At 59.5% G+C, this 19,946-nt stretch carries 16 protein-coding genes; 6 read left to right on the top strand and 10 right to left on the bottom strand.

Annotation, left to right across the window (positions count from 1 at the left end; all coding sequences use genetic code 11):
• Positions 1 to 253 precede the first annotated feature (253 nt).
• Positions 254 to 2,935 (top strand): DEAD/DEAH box helicase, encoded by a 2,682-nt coding sequence (locus PMX60_RS03105; RefSeq protein ID WP_271746846.1) that lies wholly within the window; start codon positions 254 to 256, stop codon positions 2,933 to 2,935.
• 74 nt (positions 2,936 to 3,009) lie between these two features.
• On the opposite strand, the gene PMX60_RS03110 is transcribed toward PMX60_RS03105, so the two are convergent.
• The 6 genes from PMX60_RS03110 to PMX60_RS03135 form a co-directional block, all read right to left on the bottom strand.
• Complete coding sequence (locus PMX60_RS03110; RefSeq protein ID WP_271746847.1) at positions 3,010 to 4,767, bottom strand: DUF2130 domain-containing protein; 1,758 nt, start codon at positions 4,765 to 4,767, stop codon at positions 3,010 to 3,012.
• Positions 4,768 to 4,907: 140 nt separating this feature from the next.
• Positions 4,908 to 5,453 (bottom strand): metallophosphoesterase, encoded by a 546-nt coding sequence (locus tag PMX60_RS03115; protein WP_217750116.1) that lies wholly within the window; start codon positions 5,451 to 5,453, stop codon positions 4,908 to 4,910.
• A gap of 66 nt (positions 5,454 to 5,519) precedes the next feature.
• Positions 5,520 to 5,699: a hypothetical protein gene (locus PMX60_RS03120; RefSeq protein ID WP_195364020.1), complete on the bottom strand. Its 180-nt coding sequence runs from the start codon at positions 5,697 to 5,699 to the stop codon at positions 5,520 to 5,522.
• Positions 5,700 to 5,717: 18 nt separating this feature from the next.
• A complete protein-coding gene (locus PMX60_RS03125; protein ID WP_117655201.1) occupies positions 5,718 to 6,044 on the bottom strand; it encodes an HIRAN domain-containing protein in 327 nt (108 codons plus the stop codon).
• Positions 6,045 to 6,469: 425 nt separating this feature from the next.
• Positions 6,470 to 7,849, bottom strand: a complete 1,380-nt coding sequence (locus tag PMX60_RS03130) for an aldehyde dehydrogenase (protein WP_271746848.1) — start codon at positions 7,847 to 7,849, stop codon at positions 6,470 to 6,472.
• Positions 7,850 to 7,858: 9 nt separating this feature from the next.
• Positions 7,859 to 9,079 carry an iron-containing alcohol dehydrogenase gene (locus tag PMX60_RS03135; protein ID WP_271746849.1) on the bottom strand — a complete coding sequence of 407 codons (1,221 nt, stop codon included), beginning with the start codon at positions 9,077 to 9,079 and terminating at the stop codon, positions 7,859 to 7,861.
• A 256-nt stretch (positions 9,080 to 9,335) separates the two neighbouring features.
• Between PMX60_RS03135 and PMX60_RS03140 the strand changes: the two genes are divergently transcribed.
• Positions 9,336 to 9,896: a ferritin family protein gene (locus PMX60_RS03140; RefSeq protein ID WP_022094328.1), complete on the top strand. Its 561-nt coding sequence runs from the start codon at positions 9,336 to 9,338 to the stop codon at positions 9,894 to 9,896.
• A 242-nt stretch (positions 9,897 to 10,138) separates the two neighbouring features.
• On the opposite strand, the gene PMX60_RS03145 is transcribed toward PMX60_RS03140, so the two are convergent.
• The gene (locus PMX60_RS03145; RefSeq protein ID WP_271746850.1) at positions 10,139 to 11,020 is read right to left on the bottom strand and encodes a hypothetical protein; all 882 of its coding nucleotides are present in this window, start codon (positions 11,018 to 11,020) and stop codon (positions 10,139 to 10,141) included.
• A 542-nt stretch (positions 11,021 to 11,562) separates the two neighbouring features.
• Positions 11,563 to 12,999 carry a MocR-like pyridoxine biosynthesis transcription factor PdxR gene (pdxR, locus tag PMX60_RS03150; RefSeq protein ID WP_271746851.1) on the bottom strand — a complete coding sequence of 479 codons (1,437 nt, stop codon included), beginning with the start codon at positions 12,997 to 12,999 and terminating at the stop codon, positions 11,563 to 11,565.
• A gap of 145 nt (positions 13,000 to 13,144) precedes the next feature.
• Between pdxR and pdxS the strand changes: the two genes are divergently transcribed.
• From pdxS to PMX60_RS03165, 3 genes are all read left to right on the top strand, one after another.
• Positions 13,145 to 14,035, top strand: coding sequence for a pyridoxal 5'-phosphate synthase lyase subunit PdxS (gene pdxS, locus PMX60_RS03155; protein WP_055287101.1), 891 nt, complete (start codon positions 13,145 to 13,147; stop codon positions 14,033 to 14,035).
• 20 nt (positions 14,036 to 14,055) lie between these two features.
• A complete protein-coding gene (gene pdxT / locus PMX60_RS03160; protein WP_271746852.1) occupies positions 14,056 to 14,643 on the top strand; it encodes a pyridoxal 5'-phosphate synthase glutaminase subunit PdxT in 588 nt (195 codons plus the stop codon).
• 277 nt (positions 14,644 to 14,920) lie between these two features.
• On the top strand, positions 14,921 to 15,790 hold the full coding sequence (locus PMX60_RS03165; RefSeq protein WP_271746853.1) for an IS110 family RNA-guided transposase: 870 nt from the start codon (positions 14,921 to 14,923) through the stop codon (positions 15,788 to 15,790).
• A gap of 769 nt (positions 15,791 to 16,559) precedes the next feature.
• Here the strand turns inward: PMX60_RS03165 and PMX60_RS03170 are convergent.
• Complete coding sequence (locus tag PMX60_RS03170; protein ID WP_271746854.1) at positions 16,560 to 17,471, bottom strand: hypothetical protein; 912 nt, start codon at positions 17,469 to 17,471, stop codon at positions 16,560 to 16,562.
• Between the two features lie 214 nt (positions 17,472 to 17,685).
• Between PMX60_RS03170 and PMX60_RS03175 the strand changes: the two genes are divergently transcribed.
• Complete coding sequence (locus PMX60_RS03175; protein WP_271746855.1) at positions 17,686 to 18,096, top strand: peptide deformylase; 411 nt, start codon at positions 17,686 to 17,688, stop codon at positions 18,094 to 18,096.
• Between the two features lie 226 nt (positions 18,097 to 18,322).
• On the opposite strand, the gene PMX60_RS03180 is transcribed toward PMX60_RS03175, so the two are convergent.
• Entirely contained in the window at positions 18,323 to 19,804 is a 1,482-nt protein-coding gene (locus PMX60_RS03180) for an aminotransferase class I/II-fold pyridoxal phosphate-dependent enzyme (protein ID WP_271746970.1), read from the bottom strand.
• Positions 19,805 to 19,946 lie beyond the last annotated feature (142 nt).

Below are 19,946 nucleotides of genomic sequence, written 5' to 3' on the forward strand. Positions count from 1 at the left end.
GCGACGCGGAAATCGCGCGCCGTTGCCGCGCCCCGCAGTGCCCGCTTCCCCCGAGAACAATTATCAGTGCAGGTAGAGCTCTTGCGCAAAAGCCATGTACTCGCGATATTGCAAAAAGTCTACTCACTTAGCTGGCAACTGCACCAAACGGCTGGGCAGAACGCCCATTTCCTGCATTTTCTCGCGCGCTGGCACCCCGCGCCGCTGCTACGCCATAATAGTTGGCGGACAAACGGCGAGAGAAAGCAACCACATGGCACAGACCACGACAGATACTTCCGCCAGCACCGTTTCTGGCGCCGGCGCCGCCAGCTCGTTCTCGGGCGGCACGGGAACCGAAGCCGAATTCGGCTCGCTCGGCGCGCTCTCCCCCACCTGGTGGGAGCCCGAGGATGGTAGCGAGCCCGAACCATGGCTCACGCCCGATCAGGCCTTCGAACGCTTCTTTGAATGGACAAGCGACCGCGGTATTGAGCTGTGGGACCACCAGGAAGAGGCCCTCATGGATCTAGCCGCCGGTGACCATGTCATTTTGGGAACACCGACCGGATCGGGCAAGTCGCTTGTCGCGCTAGGCATGCTCTTTATGGGCATGGCACAGGGCAAGCGCTGTTATTACACGGCCCCCATCAAGGCTCTGGTCAGCGAAAAGTTTTTCGACCTTGTGCAGGTGCTCGGCCGCGATAACGTCGGCATGATCACCGGCGACACGCATATCAACACCAAGGCGCCCGTCATCTGCTGCACGGCAGAAATCCTTGCCAACGATGCACTGCGCGAGGGCGAGGGCGCCGACGTGGGCTGCGTCGCCATGGACGAGTTCCACTATTTTGCCGACCCCGACCGCGGCTGGGCCTGGCAGGTGCCACTGCTCACCCTGCCTCACACGCAATTCATGCTCATGAGCGCCACGCTCGGCGATGTCACTGCCATCGCCGCCTCACTCGAGGAACACACCGGCGCTACCTGCGACTTGGTCGTCGATGCCCCACGCCCCGTGCCGCTGAGCTACGACTACGTGACGACCTCCCTCGAGGGCACCGTCGAGCTCGCGATGCGCGGCGGAGAGGCCCCGCTCTATATCGTGCACTTTAGCCAGGATGCCGCCCTTGCGACGGCACAGTCGCTCGCCAACTTTGGCATTGCCAGCAAGGAGCAGCGCGAGGCCATCAAGGAGGCGGCCAAGGGCACGAGCTTCTCGACGGCCTTCGGCAAGATCCTCAAGCGTTTGCTTGGCTGCGGCGTCGGCGTGCACCACGCCGGTATGCTGCCGCGTTATCGTCTGCTGGTCGAGCGTTTGGCGCAGCAGGGCCTGCTGCCCGTCATCTGCGGTACCGATACGCTCGGCGTCGGCATCAACGTGCCCATCCACACCGTGGTGCTCACCGCGCTCACCAAGTTCGACGGCTACAAGATGCGTCGCCTGCGCGCCCGTGAGTTCCATCAGATCGCTGGTCGCGCCGGCCGTTCGGGCTTCGATACCGAGGGCATGGTCATCGCCGAGGCCCCGGAGCACGAGATCGAGAACGCTAGGCTCATGGCCAAGGCGGGCGACGACCCCAAGAAGCTCCGCAAGATTAAAAAGAAAAAGGCCCCCGAGGGCTTTGTCACCTGGAACAAGCAGACCTTTGAGCGCCTGATCGAGACGCAGCCCGAGACGCTCAAGCCGCGCCTTCGCATCACACACTCCATGGTGATTAGCGTGGTCGAGCAGGGCGGCGATGCCCGAGCCCGCGTACACGACCTCATCGAAACGAGCCTGCAGACTCCCGAGGAAAAGGCCAAGCTCGAGGTTCGCGCCGACGAAATCTTCGCCACACTCATCGATTCCGGCGTCGTCGTTCGCACCGAGGTGCCGCCCGCGCCCGACGCTCCGGCTGACGCCGCGCCGGACATCGACTACGCGCTGACGGTCGATCTGCCCGAGGACTTCGCACTCGATCAGCCGCTCTCGCCGTTCTTGCTTGCCGCGTTGGAGCTGCTCGACCCCGAGAGCGAGACCTATACCATGGATCTGATCTCGATGGTCGAGGCAACGCTCGAGGATCCCAAGCAGGTGCTGCGCGCACAGGAGCGCGCCGCGCGCGACCGCGCGATGGCCGAAATGAAGGCCGACGGCATAGAGTACGAGGAACGTCTGGAGCGCATTCAGGACGTCACCTACGAAAAGCCGCTCGAGGACTTGCTCGATGCCGCCTTCGACAAGTACTGCCAAGAAGTACCTTGGGCCAACGACTACCAGCTCTCGCCCAAGAGCGTCCTGCGCGACATGCTGGAGAGCGCGAGCGACTTTAAGGGCTATATCCAAAAGCTCGGCATCGCCCGCTCCGAGGGCATTTTGCTGCGCTACCTAGCAGAGGCCTACCGTTCACTCGACCGCACCGTGCCCATCGAGAAGCGCGACGAGCGCCTGCGCGACATTATCTCGTGGCTGGGCTTTGTGGTGCGCTCGGTGGACTCGAGCCTGGTGGATGAGTGGGAGAACGCCGGCAACCCGGCAGCCCTCGATGCTGCGCCGCCGCAGGGCATCGACGAGGTCGTGGCGGACCGTCGCGGCTGCACGCTATTGGTGCGCAACGCGCTCTTCCGCCGCGTGACCCTTGCCGCCCGCGAGCACGTTCGCGACCTGGGCGAGCTCGACGACGACTGGGGCATGAGCGAGATCCGCTGGCAAAAAACACTCGACGCTTACCACGAGCAGCACGAGGAAATCCTCACCGACGGAGATGCCCGCAGCGCCGCGATGTTTTCCATTGACGAGTCCGACGAGAAGACCGCGCACGTATGGCACGTGCACCAGATCTTTGCCGACGAGGATGGCGACCACGACTTTGGCATCATGGGCGATGTCGACCTGGACGCCACGCAAGACGGCGGCGAGGTCATCTTCAAAAACTACCGTGTCGGCTTTATCGAGGACCTGCTCGAAGACTAGCCGAACTTACCGGAACGAAACGGGGCCGCTGGCAATATCGCCAGCGGCCCCACTTTTGCACTATACGCTATGCCTTACTCGGCACCCTCGACCTCATACGAATCCGCCTCGGCTGGCTCATCGTTTGTCTCTGTCGCAGCCCCGCGCGCCTCGTCAAACGCGGCCTTCATGGTCTTGTTGCCCCACGTGAGCTTGCGAATGGTAAGATCGTCCGCCTTCTTGTTGGCTAGGCGCAGATTGTTCTCGGAGGACAGCAACGCCTCCTTGGTTTTCTGCAGGTGGCTAATCGTCTTGTCGATCTCATCAATCGCCGTTTGGAACTTGCGGCTCGCGATCTCGTAGTTGCGACCGAAATCATTCTTGAACTTCTCCATCTTGGCTTCGAAGTTCGTGACGTCGATATTCTGCTGTTTGTACTCCGCCAGTTCCTGCTTATAGCGCAGCGAACCCATGGCGGCGTTGCGAAGAAGCGTGATCATGGGAATAAAGAACTGTGGGCGAATCACGTACATCTTCTCGTAGCGATAGCTCACGTCCACGATGCCGGCGTTGTAAAGCTCGCTCTCGGGTTCGAGCAACGTGCAGAGCACCGCGTACTCACAGCCTTTCTGGCGACGATCGTGATCGAGTTTCTTAAAGAAGTCCTCGTTTTTATGCTTGGTCGCAGTCTCGTCGTTCTCGTTTTTCATCTCGAACATAATCGAAATGACCTCGTTGCCGCTCGCGTCGCACTCACGGAAAATGAAGTCGCCCTTGGTGCCCTCGGACGCATCGTTGTCCTTCTCGAAGTACGCGTTGGGAAACGCCGTCATGCGCAGGCGGTTAAACTCGGTCTCGCAGTGCTGCTCGAGCGACTCGCCCACCATCTTGGTGGACAGGCGGACCTTCATGTCCTTAAGGCGCTCGATCTCTTCGTCCTTGTAGCGAATCAGGTCATCGCTCGCGCGCTTGGCCTGCGCAAGCTCGAGCTCGTGTGCCGCCTTGGCCTGTTCCTCGCGAGAATCGCGCACCGCCAGCTCGCTCGTCAGTTTGGCACGCGCCTCATCGCGCTCTCGCTCCGCCGCGGCGACCGCCTCCGACAGGTTCATTTTTGCCATCAGCTCCTGCTCGCGCAGCTGGGCGCGCAGACCCTCAGCCTCTTGCTCGGACTGAGCCTTTGCGGCGGAAAACTTCTCTTGCACCTTCGCGCGATAGTCAGTAAGCGCGCGCTCGGCCTCGCTGCGAGCGGCATCGAGCTCGCGCTGCGACTCAGCCGCAGCGGCGGCAAGCGCCATCTCCTGGGCCTTGTCCGCCGCGGCAAGCCTGGCCTGCAGCTCGGCAATCTGAGCATCACGTGCAGCTAAATCGTTTTGAGCAGCGTTGCGCGCCGCCGACTCGACGAGCTTAGCTTCGTCATCTTTGCGCTCCAGCTGCGCACGCAAATTGTCGATTTCTCGCTGAAGCTCGGCGTTTTCCTTTTGAGCGTCGGCACGGGCCTCAACCGCCGCGCGCTGGCTTGCACTCTCGCGCTCTGCGGCAGCGCCCTCGAGCTTGGCGCGCAGCTCGGCAAGCTCAGCATCGCGCTTGGCAACCTCTTGTGCCAGCTGTTGAGCTGCAGCGTTCTTCTGCTCGATAAGCTGAGCGTTGCGCTGAGACTCTGCCTTTTGCAAGGCAGCCGTCAAACGCGAGCGCTCAAGCTCCAGCGCCTGCTCGCCCTCGCGCTGGACTGCCTTCACACGCTCATCCAGGTCGCGCGAAAACTCGGCATCGCGCACTTGCTTGACAATATCCGCATAGCCAGACGCATCGACCTTAAAGACTTCGCCACAATGCGGGCACTTGATCTCATTCATAGCAGCTCCTCGATGAACGCAAATTTCAACCGCCTACACTCTACCGCGCTGCACGGACAAAAAAGGCGCCGCCGCCATAATGGCAACGGCGCCGGAACCACCGCAAAGGTGCCTATCCCTATTGTGGTGGTTCTGGCGCCCTATAGCCCAAAGAAGCTAAGAATCTGGTCGCGGCTTACGGGCTTGTACTCGTTGGCGTCGAGGCCGACATCGTAGCGAAAGATAGGACGTTCGCGGTCGCGATTGCGCACGTTGGTGCGGTCTCCTCTGCTGTGGATATGCCCGTGTAGCATGATGGCACCACGCGCCTTACCATTCCAGCTGAGCATGGGGTAATGGCTCATCACCAGACGATGGCCCTTGGCATAGCCGGGAGCAACCTCCAGGTAATCGCGCACGTCTTCCCAAATTTGCGGGGCGTCGGGATCTTCCCAGTCGCCGTCATGGTTACCGCAGATGAGCGTCACATTCTTGCATTCGATACGCTCGCGCAGGTGCACGGCGTCCGCTAGGGGCAAACGATAGGTAAAGTCTCCCAAGATATAGAGACGGTCGTCCGCCGCCACGCACTCATTAATGGCATCGGTGACCCTGCGGTTCATCTCCTCGACCGAATCAAACGGTCGATCCATATCGTGCAAGATATTCGTATCGCCCAGGTGTAGGTCGGCGGTAAACCACATCATCGTCTATGCCCTCATTTCGCAACGCGTCAAACTGGTGCTAAGTATACAGACACAGCGATGCGGCGGTTAGCCAAAGAGCCCGCCGAACAGTCCGCGGCGGCGCTTGTCTTGCTTTTTCGAAGCGTCACCCTGAGTTTTCTTGTCCTGCCGTTTCCTACGGCCCTGCTCCAACTCATCGTCATCGAGTAGCATATCCCATTCAAACGGATCATCCGTCAAATCGAACAGGTCATCGTCGTCAAACATGGCAGCTTCCCTTACCGATTAGCGAGCATCCACCACATAGAGGCCAACGCGCACCTGATGCCACGGGCTGCGCTCGGGAGCAACCTGTTGCACGCGGGCCTCAAATACGTCCTCGTGGCCGTAATACATCATCAAGGACAGCGGGCCGACCTCGTTTCCCGGAACATAGCCAAGCTTGGTGTTGCCGTAATAGATCGCAACCGCCTCAGGGTCATGGGGATTATCGCGCTCGGCACACAGCGTCAGCTTATCGCCCGCTTTAAGATCGCCCAGGACCAAGGCGCCATCGGCATACTGAAATCCTGCAATGTGAAATGACAGAAGAACACGTGAAGGCTCGTACATAGCAGCTCCTCTAACAGCCGGATAAACCGGTGTGTAACCTTATTGAGAAGTCTACGGTCCCGTGCGGACACAAATACATCCTGTCTGCGTCCTTCAATCGTTTGCCTCAACGCTTGCGCGACAGAACGCTTGCAGATAAGATAGGAACACGGATGGCACCCGTTGCCGCGGGTCTTGCCAACTCCGATACACGTTTTCATCGTGAGAAGTGGCCGTCTTCGCTTACGCGGGGGCGGCTATTTCATTCGGCCGATAAACAGACCGAGTTCGATAGCCGCAATCAACAACGCCAATAACGAAATAACATCGCTTACGTTCATACCAAATCCCTTCTAAAGGGAGTTGGCCCATCCGTGCTCCATAACAGTAGTCTAACGCAAAATGCAGGTAATAGGAACACTTGTTCGTATTACCTGCGCCCTTTTCTAATGCACAAACATGCGCACGAATTTGTGCTTCCAGCTTGCGTAGGGCGCATACCGAAACGGCACGTCCAGCCAGGTTGCCTTGTTCACGATGCTCTTCTTGTGGCTAAACGTATCGAAGCTCTCGCGGCCATGGTACTGCCCCATACCGCTCGCGCCCATGCCGCCAAAGCCCATATGGCTCGTAGCCAAGTGCATGATGGTGTCGTTGACGCAGCCGCCGCCAAAGGGCACGTAGCGCACAAAGCGTTGCTGAACCGCACGATCCTGGCTAAAGATATACAGGGCCAGCGGCGTCGGACGATCCGTAATAAACGCTTCGGCCTCGTCTAGGCTCTCAAACGTCAGCACCGGCAAGATGGGACCGAAGATCTCCTCCTGCATCACGGCGTCAGCGGGGGCCACGCCGTCCAAAATTGTCGGCTCAATCTTGAGCGAAGCCTCGCGCGCGGCACCTCCAAGCACGACCTTATCGGGATCGATCAGCCCGCGCGCACGCGCAAAATGCTTGGCGTTGACGATATGTCCGTAATCCTCATTGTCGAGTGGATGTTCGCCAAACATGCGACGGACCTCCTCCTTGATGAGGCCCAGCAGCTCGTCGTGCACGCGCGTATCGACCAGCAGGTAGTCGGGCGCCACGCAGGTCTGCCCCACGTTGAGCCATTTACCAAAGGCGATGCGCCGTGCCGCGACCTTCAAGTTTGCCGTCGCATCCACGATGCAGGGACTCTTTCCGCCCAGCTCAAGCGTCACAGGCGTAAGGTTTTTACTTGCGCGCTCCATGACGAGCTTGCCAACCGGAACGCTACCGGTAAAGAAGATCTTGTCCCAGTGCTCATCGAGCAGCGCTTCGTTCTCGGCGCGCCCGCCCTCGACAACCGTCACCAGGCGCGGATCAAATGCCTCTTCACAGATTTGCCTGAGCACCGCGCTCGATGCCGGAGCATAGGCGCTCGGCTTGATGACCACGGTATTGCCCGCGGCAAGGGCGCCAGCGAGCGGCTCGAGCGTCAGCAAAAACGGATAGTTCCAGGGCGCCATGATGAGCGTGACGCCATAGGGCACGGTTTGCGTTTTGCACACGCTCACGGCGTTAGCGAGGTCGCACGGACGCAGGCGCGGACGACTCCATCGGGCCACATGCGCAATCTGATGTCGAATCTCGGAAAGCGATGTGCCAGTCTCGCACATATAGGCCTCGTCATGCGACTTTCCCAAATCGGTCTTGAGCGCATGAGCGATATCGGCCTCGTGGGCCCGCACCGCATCGCGTAAACTCACGAGCGCGCGACGTCGAGCATCGACATCAAACGTGGCGTGCGTCTTAAAGTAGGCGCGCTGATCGCCGACGATGCGCGCAATTTCCTCGGTGTTCATGGCACCCTCCTAGTTCTCGTCCTCAAACATACCACCCGCGACGACCTCGTACATATGCTCGAGCTCCGAGCGGTCCATCAAAAGTGGAACGGGGTACAGGGGATTGGCCTCGGCATCGGCATGGGCCGCCATTTGCGGAATATCGGAGCGGCGAATACCCGAGACATATTTGGGGATTCCCAGGGCCTCGTTCATGCGGTCGACCCAATCGATAAAGGCCTCGGCCGCAAGACTGTCCTGCGCGGTAGCCGGCGCAATGCCCGCCATGCGAGCAAGATCGGCAAGCTTGGGGGCGGCGGCGTCACCATAAGCGCGAAGCATGTGCGGCAGGATGATCGCGTTGGCCAAACCGTGCGGAATTCCGTATCGGCCGCCTAGACTGTGCGCGATGGCATGAACGTATCCAACATAGGAGCGCGTAAAGGCAACTCCCGCCTTATACGCCGCCGAAAGCATATTGCGACGCGCACGCATGTCGTCGCCATGCTCATAGGCCTCGAGCAAATTGTCGTGGATGAGCTGCACCGCCTGTCGTGCCATCTTGCGCGTATAGGGCGTGGTGCTTCGCCCGATAAAGGCCTCGACGGCATGCGTCAGGGCGTCCATACCCGTCTGCCCCGTAATGGAGGCGGGCAGACCGCGCGTAAACTCGGGGTCGTGCACCGCAAAGCGCGGAATAAGCACAAAGTCGTTAATGGGGTACTTGTAGTGCGTCTCGTCATCGGTAATTACCGCCGCAAGTGTGACCTCGCTTCCCGTGCCTGCCGTGGTGGGGACGGCGATGAGCAGCGGCAGGCGACGATGAATCCGCAGCAGGCCGCGCATCTTGTTGATGGGCTTGTTTGGCTGCGCAATGCGTGCGCCTACGCCCTTGGCGCAGTCCATGGCTGATCCTCCGCCAAAGCCGATAATGGCCCGGCAGGCACTCTCTCGATACAGGGACGCCGCTTCCTCCACGTTTGAAACCGTGGGGTTTGTACGCGTTTCGGCATAGACCGTAACGCCAATCCCCCTGGATGCGAGCGCCGCCTCGAGCGGTGCCGTGAGCCCCAGACGGGCAATGCCGGGATCCGTCACGATAAGGACCTTCTGGATCGAGCGCTTTTGAAGCACCGCGGGCACATCCTCGGCATGCTCTAAAATGCGCGGCTCGGTATAGGGCAGGATCGGCAATGCAATGCGAAAAACCGTCTGATATGTTCGGCACCAGGCACGACGGGCTAGATGCATAAAGGAAACTCCTTCATTTGTTGATAGGTCAACATTTGCTCGCCCGATTGTACTCAGCAAAGATCGCAGACGGCCTCCCAATCGTTAATCAATCAACATCTTCATATCTCGAAATTGTTTTATTAATAATCATTCCTAATAGGCTTCACATTTGGTTGCATTTATGGATAATAGAACTCGTCAAGACGCACGTCCGGAGAGGGCCCTTACGGGACCGGACGAGCGCACAATCGCCATCGATCGAAAGGATCGAATCATGAAGTTTGTTTGCCCCGTTTGCGGTTATGTGGAAGAGTTCGACGGCGACCAGCTGCCCGAGGACTTCAAGTGCCCCCAGTGCGGCGTTCCCGGTTCTCGCTTCCTGAAGCAGGAGGAGGGTCAGCTCGAGTGGGCTGCCGAGCACGTCGTGGGCGTCGCCAAGATGGAGGGCGTCTCCGAGGACATCGTTGCCGACCTGCGCGCCAACTTTGAGGGCGAGTGCTCCGAGGTCGGTATGTACCTGGCCATGGCGCGCGTCGCTCATCGCGAGGGCTATCCCGAGATCGGCCTGTACTGGGAGAAGGCTGCCCACGAGGAGGCCGAGCACGCTGCCAAGTTCGCTGAGCTCCTGGGCGAGGTCGTGACCGACTCCACCAAGAAGAACCTCGAGATGCGCGTTGAGGCCGAGAACGGTGCCACCGCCGGCAAGACCGATCTTGCCAAGCGTGCCAAGGCCGCTGGCCTTGATGCCATCCACGACACCGTGCACGAGATGGCTCGCGACGAGGCCCGCCACGGCAAGGCTTTCGCCGGCCTGCTCAAGCGCTACTTTGGCTAAGCCAAACGCCTGAGACATAACCTCTAGCTCAATGAGGCCCGGACCGTATTGGTTCGGGCCTTTTTCGTGCCTCACAAACTTGTTAACTACCTGAAATAGGACCGCCTTCGGCATAGGTTTCTCGTCAAAAACTAAGTGAGTAGACTTTTTGGAACTTGCCGAGCACGCCATCCATATTGCTTTATAAAGCCGCAGGTAAATGACTTGTTTCAAAACGGCCTGGTCGCCAAAGTGCTAAAAGCCTACTCACTTAGAACCGCAGCCGTCCACGATCGAGCCATTTTGTGTCTAGCGGGCATCTTTCCGTCGATTACTCCCAATTTTGTCCAGTCAACGAATAGTTCAGACCGGAGTAATGCCTCAGCCCTTTGCTCATCTGAGCTTTCATCACGATATTCAGCATCGAGCATCCTGCATACGGTCTTAACGATCGCGCGGAATCTACCCTCATCGGATATCTGTCTGTGTGTCAGGAGAAGTACATCGTAGCCCATGGCCTGAAGGGCCGTCATGCGGTCAGCGTCACGCAAGCCATCCCCCGCGCGTCCGTGCGAGGCCTTTCCCTGACATTCAATGGCCACCTGTCGCCTACCGTCCGGCGAAGAAAGAAGTAGGTCGATATATACACGGGACTTTCCCACAATCGCTCGAGCACTTGTGTTTAGCATCACTTCAACATTAAGCTCTATGCCGCAAAAACCTTCGCCTCCCAGGGATCGCGGCAGTGCAAGTAGCAAATACGCCTCGACCTCAAAAGGCGACGCGGCACCCAATGGAACGAGTTGCGATACCGCCATAAATCTATTGCCGTAACGCATCCCACAAACATCTGAACAAAAACGGTCAAGGTCTCCGCCCAAAACCAAAGCGTCTCGACGCCATAAATTTGAGGCGGTGCCGTCCTCGGACGGGCAGCGCGCCCAACCGAACGTTGTCGAAATCGCACCCGAATCAATTGCACGCGAAAGCTCCGTCTCAAGTAACGCCGGCAGGGCACACACCGCAAACAAGCCACACATCTCCGCCAATACCAAAAGAAGCTGAAGATCCGTCAGATGCCGTGACATGATGAATGCCGTCAGTAGAGGAGACGTAATCAAAAATCCATGCTCCGTTTCCAGCACGGATTCCCTGGGGAGCTCACCAAGAAACAGCCGCTGCCTAATGCTGGCAGGACAAGTCCGTTTGTTTCTCGTCCGAACCAATGTATGCAACGGAAAACCGAGCGCGACCGCAGCCGTCGGGTTGCGGGCGAGATCATATCGCTGCCGGTCTTCTTCCGGTCGTGGAAGCGGCGGACACAAAGCGCGGACTTGAGGAGGCAAACGCCAGTACCTAAAAGCCGATATGTCACAAAGTAGATCCTTCATAGGCACAGGAGAACACGAATTTCAACCCAGTCAGTCACGCATTGGCGCGAACGCACCAAAAATGGCGCCGAACGGACTGCCAAGTTTCCAACAGCCCTCCCCAACTGGCCAAAAGCTTGTCGAGAGCTGGACGAAGCCCTGTTGAAAACCCCATTTTTTTCTCATGCAGAAGCTTTACGCGGCAAGTGAGTAGACTTTTTTGAACATTCCGAGCAGGCCGGTCTTCCTGCTTTTCAAAACCGCAGGTAGATAGCTTGTTACAAAACTGCCTGGTCGCCAAAGTGCTAAAAGTCTACTCACTTAGATTGCAGAGTGCCCCCCATTAGCTGCAATTCCAAGGTAGTTAGTACTTTTGGACTCAGGTCGTCATACTGGACAAGAATATGAGTTGAGTTTTCAGGGGCAGATGCGCCATCGGCACACCAAAAACAGTCACCGATATCGATAAAAGGGATGCTCGAGCGCGTGAGGGCCCGTGCAATAGTGCTTCCGCCCGTTCCACGCTCCGCAACCACGGTGCAGTAAAGGCCCGCGTCTGCGTGTTCGATCGAGACTTCCCCTGCCGGAAATGCCTTCCGTACAAGCGCCGCCAGGCCATCACGCGCCTCGCGAGCACGAACGCGCACGCGGTTCACATGTCGCTCGTAATCACCCGATTCCAGCAAACGAGCCAAAGCGACCTGGTCAACAGAACTCACCGACGAGGCGTAAAAACCAAGGTTGCGCCTAAACCGCTCCATTAGCTCATCGGGCAGCACCATGTACGCTAGACGCAACGCCGATGACAGGCTCTTCGAAAACGTGTTGGTGTAGATAACCGACTGGGAGGCATCGATCGACGCGAGCGCGGGAATTGGCTTGCCGGCAAGGCGAAACTCACAATCAAAGTCATCTTCGATGAGGTACCGACCTGGTCGCTCGGCGGCCCAGCTCAGCAGCGCATAGCGACGCGCAATGCTCGTCACAAGACCGGTGGGATACTGATGGGACGGCATAAGGTGAAGGACATCGGTCCCAGTTTTCTGCAGAGCGCTCAGGTCCACGCCGTCGTCATCCAACGGGATATGTCGTACTTGGCAGCCCATAGCCTGATAGATGCGCGTCAGACGCAAATAGCCCGGGTCCTCAACGGCATACACCTTGTCAGCGCCAAGCAACTGAACCAACATGGTATCGAGCAGCTGGGCGCCTGCACCGATAACAATGTTGTTGGGGTCGACATTCATGCCCCTTGTCCCACGCAGATGGTGAGCAATTGCGCGTCGCAGCCGAGCGGTGCCCTGCGCCGGTGCGGGCGAAAAATTTTCGCGCTCATCTTCGGATGCCAGCGTCGCCCGTAGTGCGCTTTGCCAAAGCCGCGCCGCCTCCAAAGCGGAAGGAGAAAGTGCATCGAACAGCTCGACCTGTCCGTTGACATCATGCGCGCTGAGGCCCACAGAGACGGTATCTCGGTCGATGCCCTGCGAAGCCAAAGGCAAAACCGGTGCATCCGGAAGCTTGCAAGCGTAGTAGCCACGACGCGGCATTGAGCAAATATAGCCCTCGGCAAGTAACTGGCTATATGCATTCTCGATGGTAATGACACTGATTCCCAGATGACTGGCAAAGGCGCGCTTAGACGGAAGATGCTCCCCCGCCACAATACGTCCAGCAACAATATCATCTCGAATTTGCTGGTAAACATACTCATAAAGCGATGCTTCGCCGCGTTTTTCCAAATTGTAGTCAAGCATGAGTTTGCCACCTGACCTTATCGAGCTGTTCAATCTGGTATTAGGCTGACATTATTATTATCTCGAAAACTGAGTATTTTGCCATACCCAGCTCCCCGATAGGATGTTCCGTCAAGCAATGCACATGCCAACCAAGGGAGCAACCATGGCAGAACAGACCAGCAAGGCCGATCGCGTCAAACTCAATCGCGAACTCGCGCAGATGCTCAAGGGCGGCGTCATCATGGACGTCACCACGCCCGAGCAGGCACGCATCGCCGAGGAGGCAGGCGCCTGCGCCGTCATGGCACTCGAGCGCATCCCGGCCGACATCCGCGCCGCAGGCGGCGTCTCGCGCATGAGCGACCCCAAGATGATCAAGGGCATCCAAGAGGCCGTCTCCATCCCCGTCATGGCCAAGTGCCGCATCGGTCACATTGTCGAGGCGCAGGTCCTACAGGCCATCGAGATCGATTACATCGACGAGTCCGAGGTTCTCTCCCCCGCCGATGACGTCTATCACATCGACAAGACCCAGTTTGACGTGCCGTTTGTCTGCGGCGCCCGCGATCTGGGCGAGGCGTTGCGCCGTGTTGCCGAGGGCGCCACTATGATTCGCACCAAGGGTGAGCCGGGTACGGGCGACGTCGTTCAGGCCGTGCGTCACATGCGCAAGATCCAAAAGCAGATCCGCGACGTTGTTGCCCTGCGCGACGACGAGCTCTTTGAGGCAGCCAAGCAACTGCAGGTTCCGGTCGAGCTGGTACGCGAGGTCCATGCCACGGGCAAGCTTCCCGTCGTGAACTTTGCCGCCGGCGGTGTAGCGACCCCGGCCGATGCCGCGCTGATGATGCAGCTGGGTGCCGAGGGCGTCTTTGTCGGCTCGGGCATCTTTAAGAGCGGCGACCCCGCCAAGCGCGCCGCTGCCATCGTCAAGGCCGTGGCAAACTTCACCGATGCCAGGCTCATCGCCGAGCTTTCGGAGGACCTGGGCGAGGCCATGGTGGGCATTAACGCCGACGAAATCGAGATTATCATGGAAGAGCGCGGGCGCTAGTCCAGCAGAAAGGATCGCACATGAGCGATTATGCAGACCAAACGGTTGCCGTGCTGGCGGTCCAAGGCGCTTTTGCCGAGCACGAGGCAAGACTATTCGAGCTTGGCGCACACTGTATTGAGCTGAGGCAGGCGGCTGATTTGAAGCAGGACTTTGACCGTCTGGTACTTCCCGGCGGCGAGTCTACCGTTCAAGGGAAGCTACTTGATGAGTTGGGCATGCTCGAGGAGCTTCGTGCCCGTATCGCTGAAGGTATGCCCGTCCTGGGCACCTGCGCCGGCCTGATTCTACTGGCTCACGACCTTGCCGCCCATGACGATAAGGGCACGCCGCGTCTGGAAACCATGGATGTACTTGTCGAGCGCAATGCCTACGGCAGGCAGCTCGGCAGCTTTCGAACCAAGGGGCAAATAGCCGGCATCGACGGTGAAGTGCCGCTGACGTTTATCCGCGCGCCCCGCATCGTCAAGGTCCACGGCGACGCCAAGGCCTTAGCGAAAGTCGACGGTCGTATTGTCGCCGCCCGTCAGGGCAACCAGCTCGGCGTAACCTTCCACCCCGAGCTCGACGACGATACCCGCCTCCACGAACTGTTCCTACAAATGTAGGCATCGAAATCAACAAACGAAACGAGAGTGGATGATCTCCCACTTTGAGCTTGAATGCAGGCTCAAACCGGGAGATCATCCACTCTTGTTCTATGTAGTCGTTTAAGGACGTCCCCAATGACTACAAGGAGTGTCCCCAGCTGCCGGCAGAGACGATATGAGCAGGACATAAAAACATTGAGAGCCCCTGCTGCATGAAAGACCGCGGATTAGGCCGACAATGGTGAGTGTCTAATCCAACCGTGGCGGCCACGCCGCATTCATGGAAGGGGCTCCCATGCTCGATACTACCACCTTCGTCGGACTCGACGTCCACGCCCGCTCGATAAAGGCAGTCTCCCTCGACGTCATGACCGGGGAGGCGCGCTGCGCGACCTTCGGCTACGACGCCGGCGCCGTCGCGGGGTGGGTGCGGTCCGTGGACCCCAGGGCCAGGTGCGTGTACGAGTCCGGGGTCACGGGGTTCGACCTGCAGAAGAGGCTCTCCGGCCTGGGGGTCGACTGCGTGGTCGGCGCCGTCTCGAAGATGATCAAGCCTAGCGCGGACAGGCGCAGGAAGAACGACCGCAACGACGCCGAGTTCCTCGCCCGCATGCTGTCGGTCGGCAACGTGGTCGAGGTGTGGGTCCCCGACGACGAGTGCGAGGCCGCCCGCGACCTGACCAGGGCGCTCGAGGACGCGAGGGACGACCTCTCGCGCGCGAAGCAGCGGCTCTCCAAGTTCCTGCTCAGGCACGGGCTCGCCTTCGACGAGAGGACGCCCACCGGCCGCAGGAAGGGCAACTGGACCCGGGCGCACTGGTCCTGGATCGAGTCGATTAGGTTCGCGGAGGGGGCCGACAACGACGTGCTCGCCTACTACGTCGACGCGGTCAGGCGGGCGGCGGAGGAGAAGGCGAGGCTCGAGGGGCTCGTCGAGGCCGAGGCCCGCAAGCCCAGGTGGAGGAGGAGGGTCGACTCCCTGCGCTGCCTCAAGGGCGTCGACACCGCGACGGCCGCCGACCTCGTGTTCGAGGCCGGCGAGTTCTCGAGGTTCAGGAACGCCCGGTCGTTCGCCGCATGGGTCGGCCTGACGCCCTCCGAGCACTCCAGCGGGGAGAGCGACCGCAGGGGCGCGATCACCAAGGCGGGCAACACAAACACCTGAGGAAGGCGCTGGTCGAGGCCGCGTGGCACTACCTGACGTGCTCGGGGCGGCCGAAGGACCTCGCCAAGGGCCAGGCCCCGGACCGGGTCGCCCGCAGGCATGCCGCCAAGGGCGTGCGGAGGCTGGTCGAGAGGCGGGAGGCGCTGCTCGCGCGCGGGGTCCACAACAACAAGGCGAACGTGGCCACGGCGCGCGAGCTCGCCTGCTGGGTGTGGGCGGTCGGCCTCATGGCCGAGGAGGCGTAGGGGGCCGGTCCCCCGCACATAAGCCGATCACCCCGGAAGCGGTTCGATCCGAAGCCGTTGAGGCGAACCTCAGGTCCCTTTTCTGCGAGCGCCCAGGGCGCCACACGCGTGCACAGACTGTCGGTTCGACGAAGAAGCCTCAGCCGTAGCAACGGATTGCCCAGCGAGAGATCGCCGCGGGCGGATATTAAACTGCAAAGACGAGCGTCGGTAAGACACGCCGAGGTCGCCGCGGACGGGCTGATATAGGGAGAGGGCCTGACCCCATATCGTTGGGGCCAGGCCCGATTTTGCCTCTTGACAATGTCCTGCTCATATTAAAAGGAACGTCCCTAACTGCCGCATCCGGAGCAAGACAACGCCGCAGGCAGAGGACGGACAGCGAGCGGGTCGCATTTGAGGCAAGGTGACGTGAAACGAAAGGGCGCTGACCTTCTGGTCGCGCCCTTGAAGTTGAACGTCAGATTGTCCAAATGCGGCCCGCGCAGCGTCGAGCCGTTACGGCGTTTGGTAAAACGCCGTAACTAAAAACGGTTACCGCGGAAGCCGCCGCCGTTGCGGCCGCCACGGTCGCCACCACGACCGCCGCGGTCGTTACCACGGTTACCGCCGAAGCCACCACGGTTGCCGCCGCGATCGCCATAGCCACCACGGTTGCCGCCAAAGCCGCCGCGACCGCCACGGTCGCCGCCACGGTCACCAAAGCCGCCACGGCCGCCGCGATCGCCACCGCGACCGCCACGGTCACCGCCACGGCCACCGCGATCGCCAAAGCCGCCGCGACCGCCACGGTCGCCGCCACGGCCGCCACGGTCGTCACGGCCGCCGCGAGGACTGCGGTCCTCGTCCAGGCCCATGGCGACGAGCGGAGCGATAACCTTATCGAGAGCGGCCATCAGCTCGGTGGCCTCCTCATAAGAAAGCTCGGGCAGGAGCTTCTCCTTCTTGTTGGCAAGCTCGACCAGGCCCTCAGCGGCATCCTCGGCGGCGAAGACAACAATCTTGCGCATATCGCCCTCGGCGTCGTCGATGCGGCCGACCAGATCGGCAGCCTCGGCCTCGGCCATCAGGCCATCGAGCTCACGGAGGCGCATGCCCAGCAGGTCGGACATTTCCTTCTGCTCCATCTTGGGCTTGAGGTCAAGAAGCTTGATGGCGCGCTCGATGTTCGCCATGCGCTCGGCCTTGGCCTCCTCCTCCTTGGAAATAGCAAAGCGACGGCTACGCAGCAGGCGGGCGGCCTTCTGCATCTTGTCCATCAGCTCTTCGTCATCGTAATCAACGGCGGCCTCGACAACCTCGGCCTCCTCCTCGGCGGAAACCTCGTCAGCAGCCTCAACCTCGGCAGCTTCGGTCTCCACGGTCTCGACTGCCTCAACCTCGGCAGCCATGGTCTCGTTCTCGGTCTCGTTCATGATCTCTTCGTTCTCGGACATGAGACTCCTTCTTAGCCCTCTCGGGCATCATCGCCCCATTCGCGGGGCCCGTCGCGCACTCTTTGCGCTTTAAACATTCATGCCTCTCGGCAAAACGTCCATTAGTTTATGGTGTTGCCATCCAATCTAGCTGCAGAATCTATGTGCACACATTAATGCGACATGTCGCGGTATCATGGCCTGAACCAAACGTATCCACCTTAAGGAGCCCGCCATGATTAAGCCCATCATGAAATCCGAGTTCTTTTTACGCCTGCCTTCCGAAGACGCGGAGCCCGACGACGCCGTGATCGGGCAAGACCTCCTGGATACGCTCCATGAGCATGAACACGAGTGCGTGGGCCTCGCCGCCAATATGATCGGCGTGCGCAAACGCATCATCTGCGTAAAAGACGGCAGCAAGTCGCTGCTCATGTACAACCCGCAAATTCTTGAGCAGGTCAACGCTTATCAGACGAGCGAAGGATGCCTCTCGCTGATCGGCGAGCGTCCCTGTACCCGCTATCGCCGCATTAAGGTTGAGTATCTGGACGAGAACTTCGTCCACCGCATCAAGAACTTCTCGGGCTACACCGCCGAGATCATCCAACACGAAATCGATCATTGCAACGGCGTCGTTATATAGTTCCGCGAGTCAAGGAAAATGATCTGTTTTCCTCCGTCCCTAATGGACCATGATAACGACGCAGGCTGAGTATACGACAGCGAGCGAGCCGCATTTGCACCAAGGTGACGTGAAACGAAAGGGCGCTGACCTTCTGGTCGCGCCCTTGAAGTTGAACGTCAGATTGGTGTGAATGCGGCTCGCGCAGCGTCAAGCGGTCCGCCGTTCGGTAGAACGGCGGAACTAGTTACGCTTGGCGGTAATGATCGAAGAAGTCGGCGAGGTCTTCGAGGGACTCTTTGAGTACTTCCATGCGCGGCAGGTACACGATGCGGAAGTGATCGGGCTCTGCCCAGTTAAAGCCGCCGCCGCGCGTGATCAGAATCTTCTTCTCGTGCAGCAGGTCGAGGGCAAACTGCTCGTCATCGGTGATGTTGAACTTTTTAACATCCATCTTGGGGAAGATGTAGAACGCCGCACGCGGCTTAACCACCGAGATGCCGTCAATCTTGTTGAGCGCCTCATACACAAAGTTGCGCTGCTCGTAGACACGGCCGCCGGGACGGATGTAGTCGTTAACGGACTGATGGCCGCCGAGCGCCGTCTGGACGATCGACTGAGCCGGCACGTTGGAGCACAGGCGCATGTTGGAGAGCATGTTGATGCCCATGATGAAGTCGCTCATGCAGCGCTGGTTGCCCGAAAGCACCATCCAGCCAATGCGATAGCCCGCGATCATGTGCGACTTGGAAAGGCCGCTAAAGGTGACACAGGGCAGATCGGGGGCGAGCGAGGCAATCGAGACGTGCTCGTAGCCGTCCATGCACAGGCGGTCGTAGATCTCATCGGCAAAGATCATCAGCTGATGCCTGCGTGCAATCTCGACGATGCCCTCGAGCACCTCGCGCGGATAGACAGAACCCGTGGGGTTGTTGGGGTTGATGATGACGAGGGCTTTGGTCGCGCTCGTAATCTTGGACTCCATATCCTCCAGGTCGGGATACCAATCCGCCTGCTCATCGCACAGATAGTGCACAGGATGACCGCCGGCAAGGGTTGCGCACGCCGTCCAGAGCGGATAGTCGGGGCTGGGGATCAGAATCTCGTCGCCATTGTCGAGCAGCGCATTCATCGAAAGCTGAATGAGCTCGGACACGCCGTTGCCCGTGTAGATATGCTCCATCTGAACGTTGGGAAGGCCCTTGATCTGCGAGTACTGCATAATCGCCTTGCGCGCAGAGAACAGGCCGCGCGAGTTGGAATAGCCTTCGCAGTCGGGCAGCTGCTGGCGCATATCCTTAATGACCTCATCGGGCGTGCGGAAACCAAAGGGCGCCGGGTTGCCGATATTGAGCTTGAGGATGCGCTCGCCCTCGTCCTCCATACGGGCAGCCTCGTCGACGACGGGACCGCGCACATCATACAGGACGTTATCAAGCTTGGTAGATTTAGAAAAAGTACGCATGGTGGTGCTCCTTGGAATTTGAGCTGAGGGATGGGGTTCGGGCTTGGAAACGTTACGGGGCGATGATGTCTCGCCTTGATCGGCGTCACCGGCAAGCAGCCAGGTAACATCGACCTCCAAAATGCGGGCGAGCAGCTCTGCCACATCGCGCCGCGGAATCGTCTTGCCGCTCACATATTGGCTCATCTGACTCTTGCCGAGTTTTTTGCCGAGCATCTCCGATGCGCGGATTACGTCCGACTGGCGAACGTCGCGATCGGACATGGTTTGTCGCAGGCGATCGCTAAACGTCTCTTGGGCCACTAGAACCTCCTTGCTGGCAAAGTTCAATTTATAGAACACGAATTGAACCAAGGTTCAATTTAGCAAGCAGTATAGCGCCGTACCTCATTCGAAAGTTCAATTT

The organism is Collinsella aerofaciens (assembly GCF_028206995.1).
Taxonomy (GTDB): Bacteria; Actinomycetota; Coriobacteriia; order Coriobacteriales; family Coriobacteriaceae; genus Collinsella; species Collinsella aerofaciens_AQ.

Bases quoted from the DNA above. Each gene is read 5' to 3' on its own strand.
- PMX60_RS03105 (WP_271746846.1), top strand. From the start codon at position 254: ATGGCACAGACCACGACAGATACTTCCGCCAGCACCGTTTCTGGCGCC.
- pdxS (WP_055287101.1), top strand. From the start codon at position 13,145: ATGGCAGAACAGACCAGCAAGGCCGATCGCGTCAAACTCAATCGCGAA.
- PMX60_RS03140 (WP_022094328.1), top strand. From the start codon at position 9,336: ATGAAGTTTGTTTGCCCCGTTTGCGGTTATGTGGAAGAGTTCGACGGC.
- PMX60_RS03110 (WP_271746847.1), bottom strand. From the start codon at position 4,767: ATGAATGAGATCAAGTGCCCGCATTGTGGCGAAGTCTTTAAGGTCGAT.
- PMX60_RS03135 (WP_271746849.1), bottom strand. From the start codon at position 9,079: ATGCATCTAGCCCGTCGTGCCTGGTGCCGAACATATCAGACGGTTTTT.
- PMX60_RS03165 (WP_271746853.1), top strand. From the start codon at position 14,921: ATGCTCGATACTACCACCTTCGTCGGACTCGACGTCCACGCCCGCTCG.
- pdxT (WP_271746852.1), top strand. From the start codon at position 14,056: ATGAGCGATTATGCAGACCAAACGGTTGCCGTGCTGGCGGTCCAAGGC.
- PMX60_RS03175 (WP_271746855.1), top strand. From the start codon at position 17,686: ATGATTAAGCCCATCATGAAATCCGAGTTCTTTTTACGCCTGCCTTCC.
- PMX60_RS03130 (WP_271746848.1), bottom strand. From the start codon at position 7,849: ATGAACACCGAGGAAATTGCGCGCATCGTCGGCGATCAGCGCGCCTAC.
- PMX60_RS03180 (WP_271746970.1), bottom strand. From the start codon at position 19,804: ATGTCCGATCGCGACGTTCGCCAGTCGGACGTAATCCGCGCATCGGAG.
- PMX60_RS03120 (WP_195364020.1), bottom strand. From the start codon at position 5,699: ATGTTTGACGACGATGACCTGTTCGATTTGACGGATGATCCGTTTGAA.
- PMX60_RS03170 (WP_271746854.1), bottom strand. From the start codon at position 17,471: ATGTCCGAGAACGAAGAGATCATGAACGAGACCGAGAACGAGACCATG.
- PMX60_RS03125 (WP_117655201.1), bottom strand. From the start codon at position 6,044: ATGTACGAGCCTTCACGTGTTCTTCTGTCATTTCACATTGCAGGATTT.
- PMX60_RS03115 (WP_217750116.1), bottom strand. From the start codon at position 5,453: ATGATGTGGTTTACCGCCGACCTACACCTGGGCGATACGAATATCTTG.
- pdxR (WP_271746851.1), bottom strand. From the start codon at position 12,999: ATGCTTGACTACAATTTGGAAAAACGCGGCGAAGCATCGCTTTATGAG.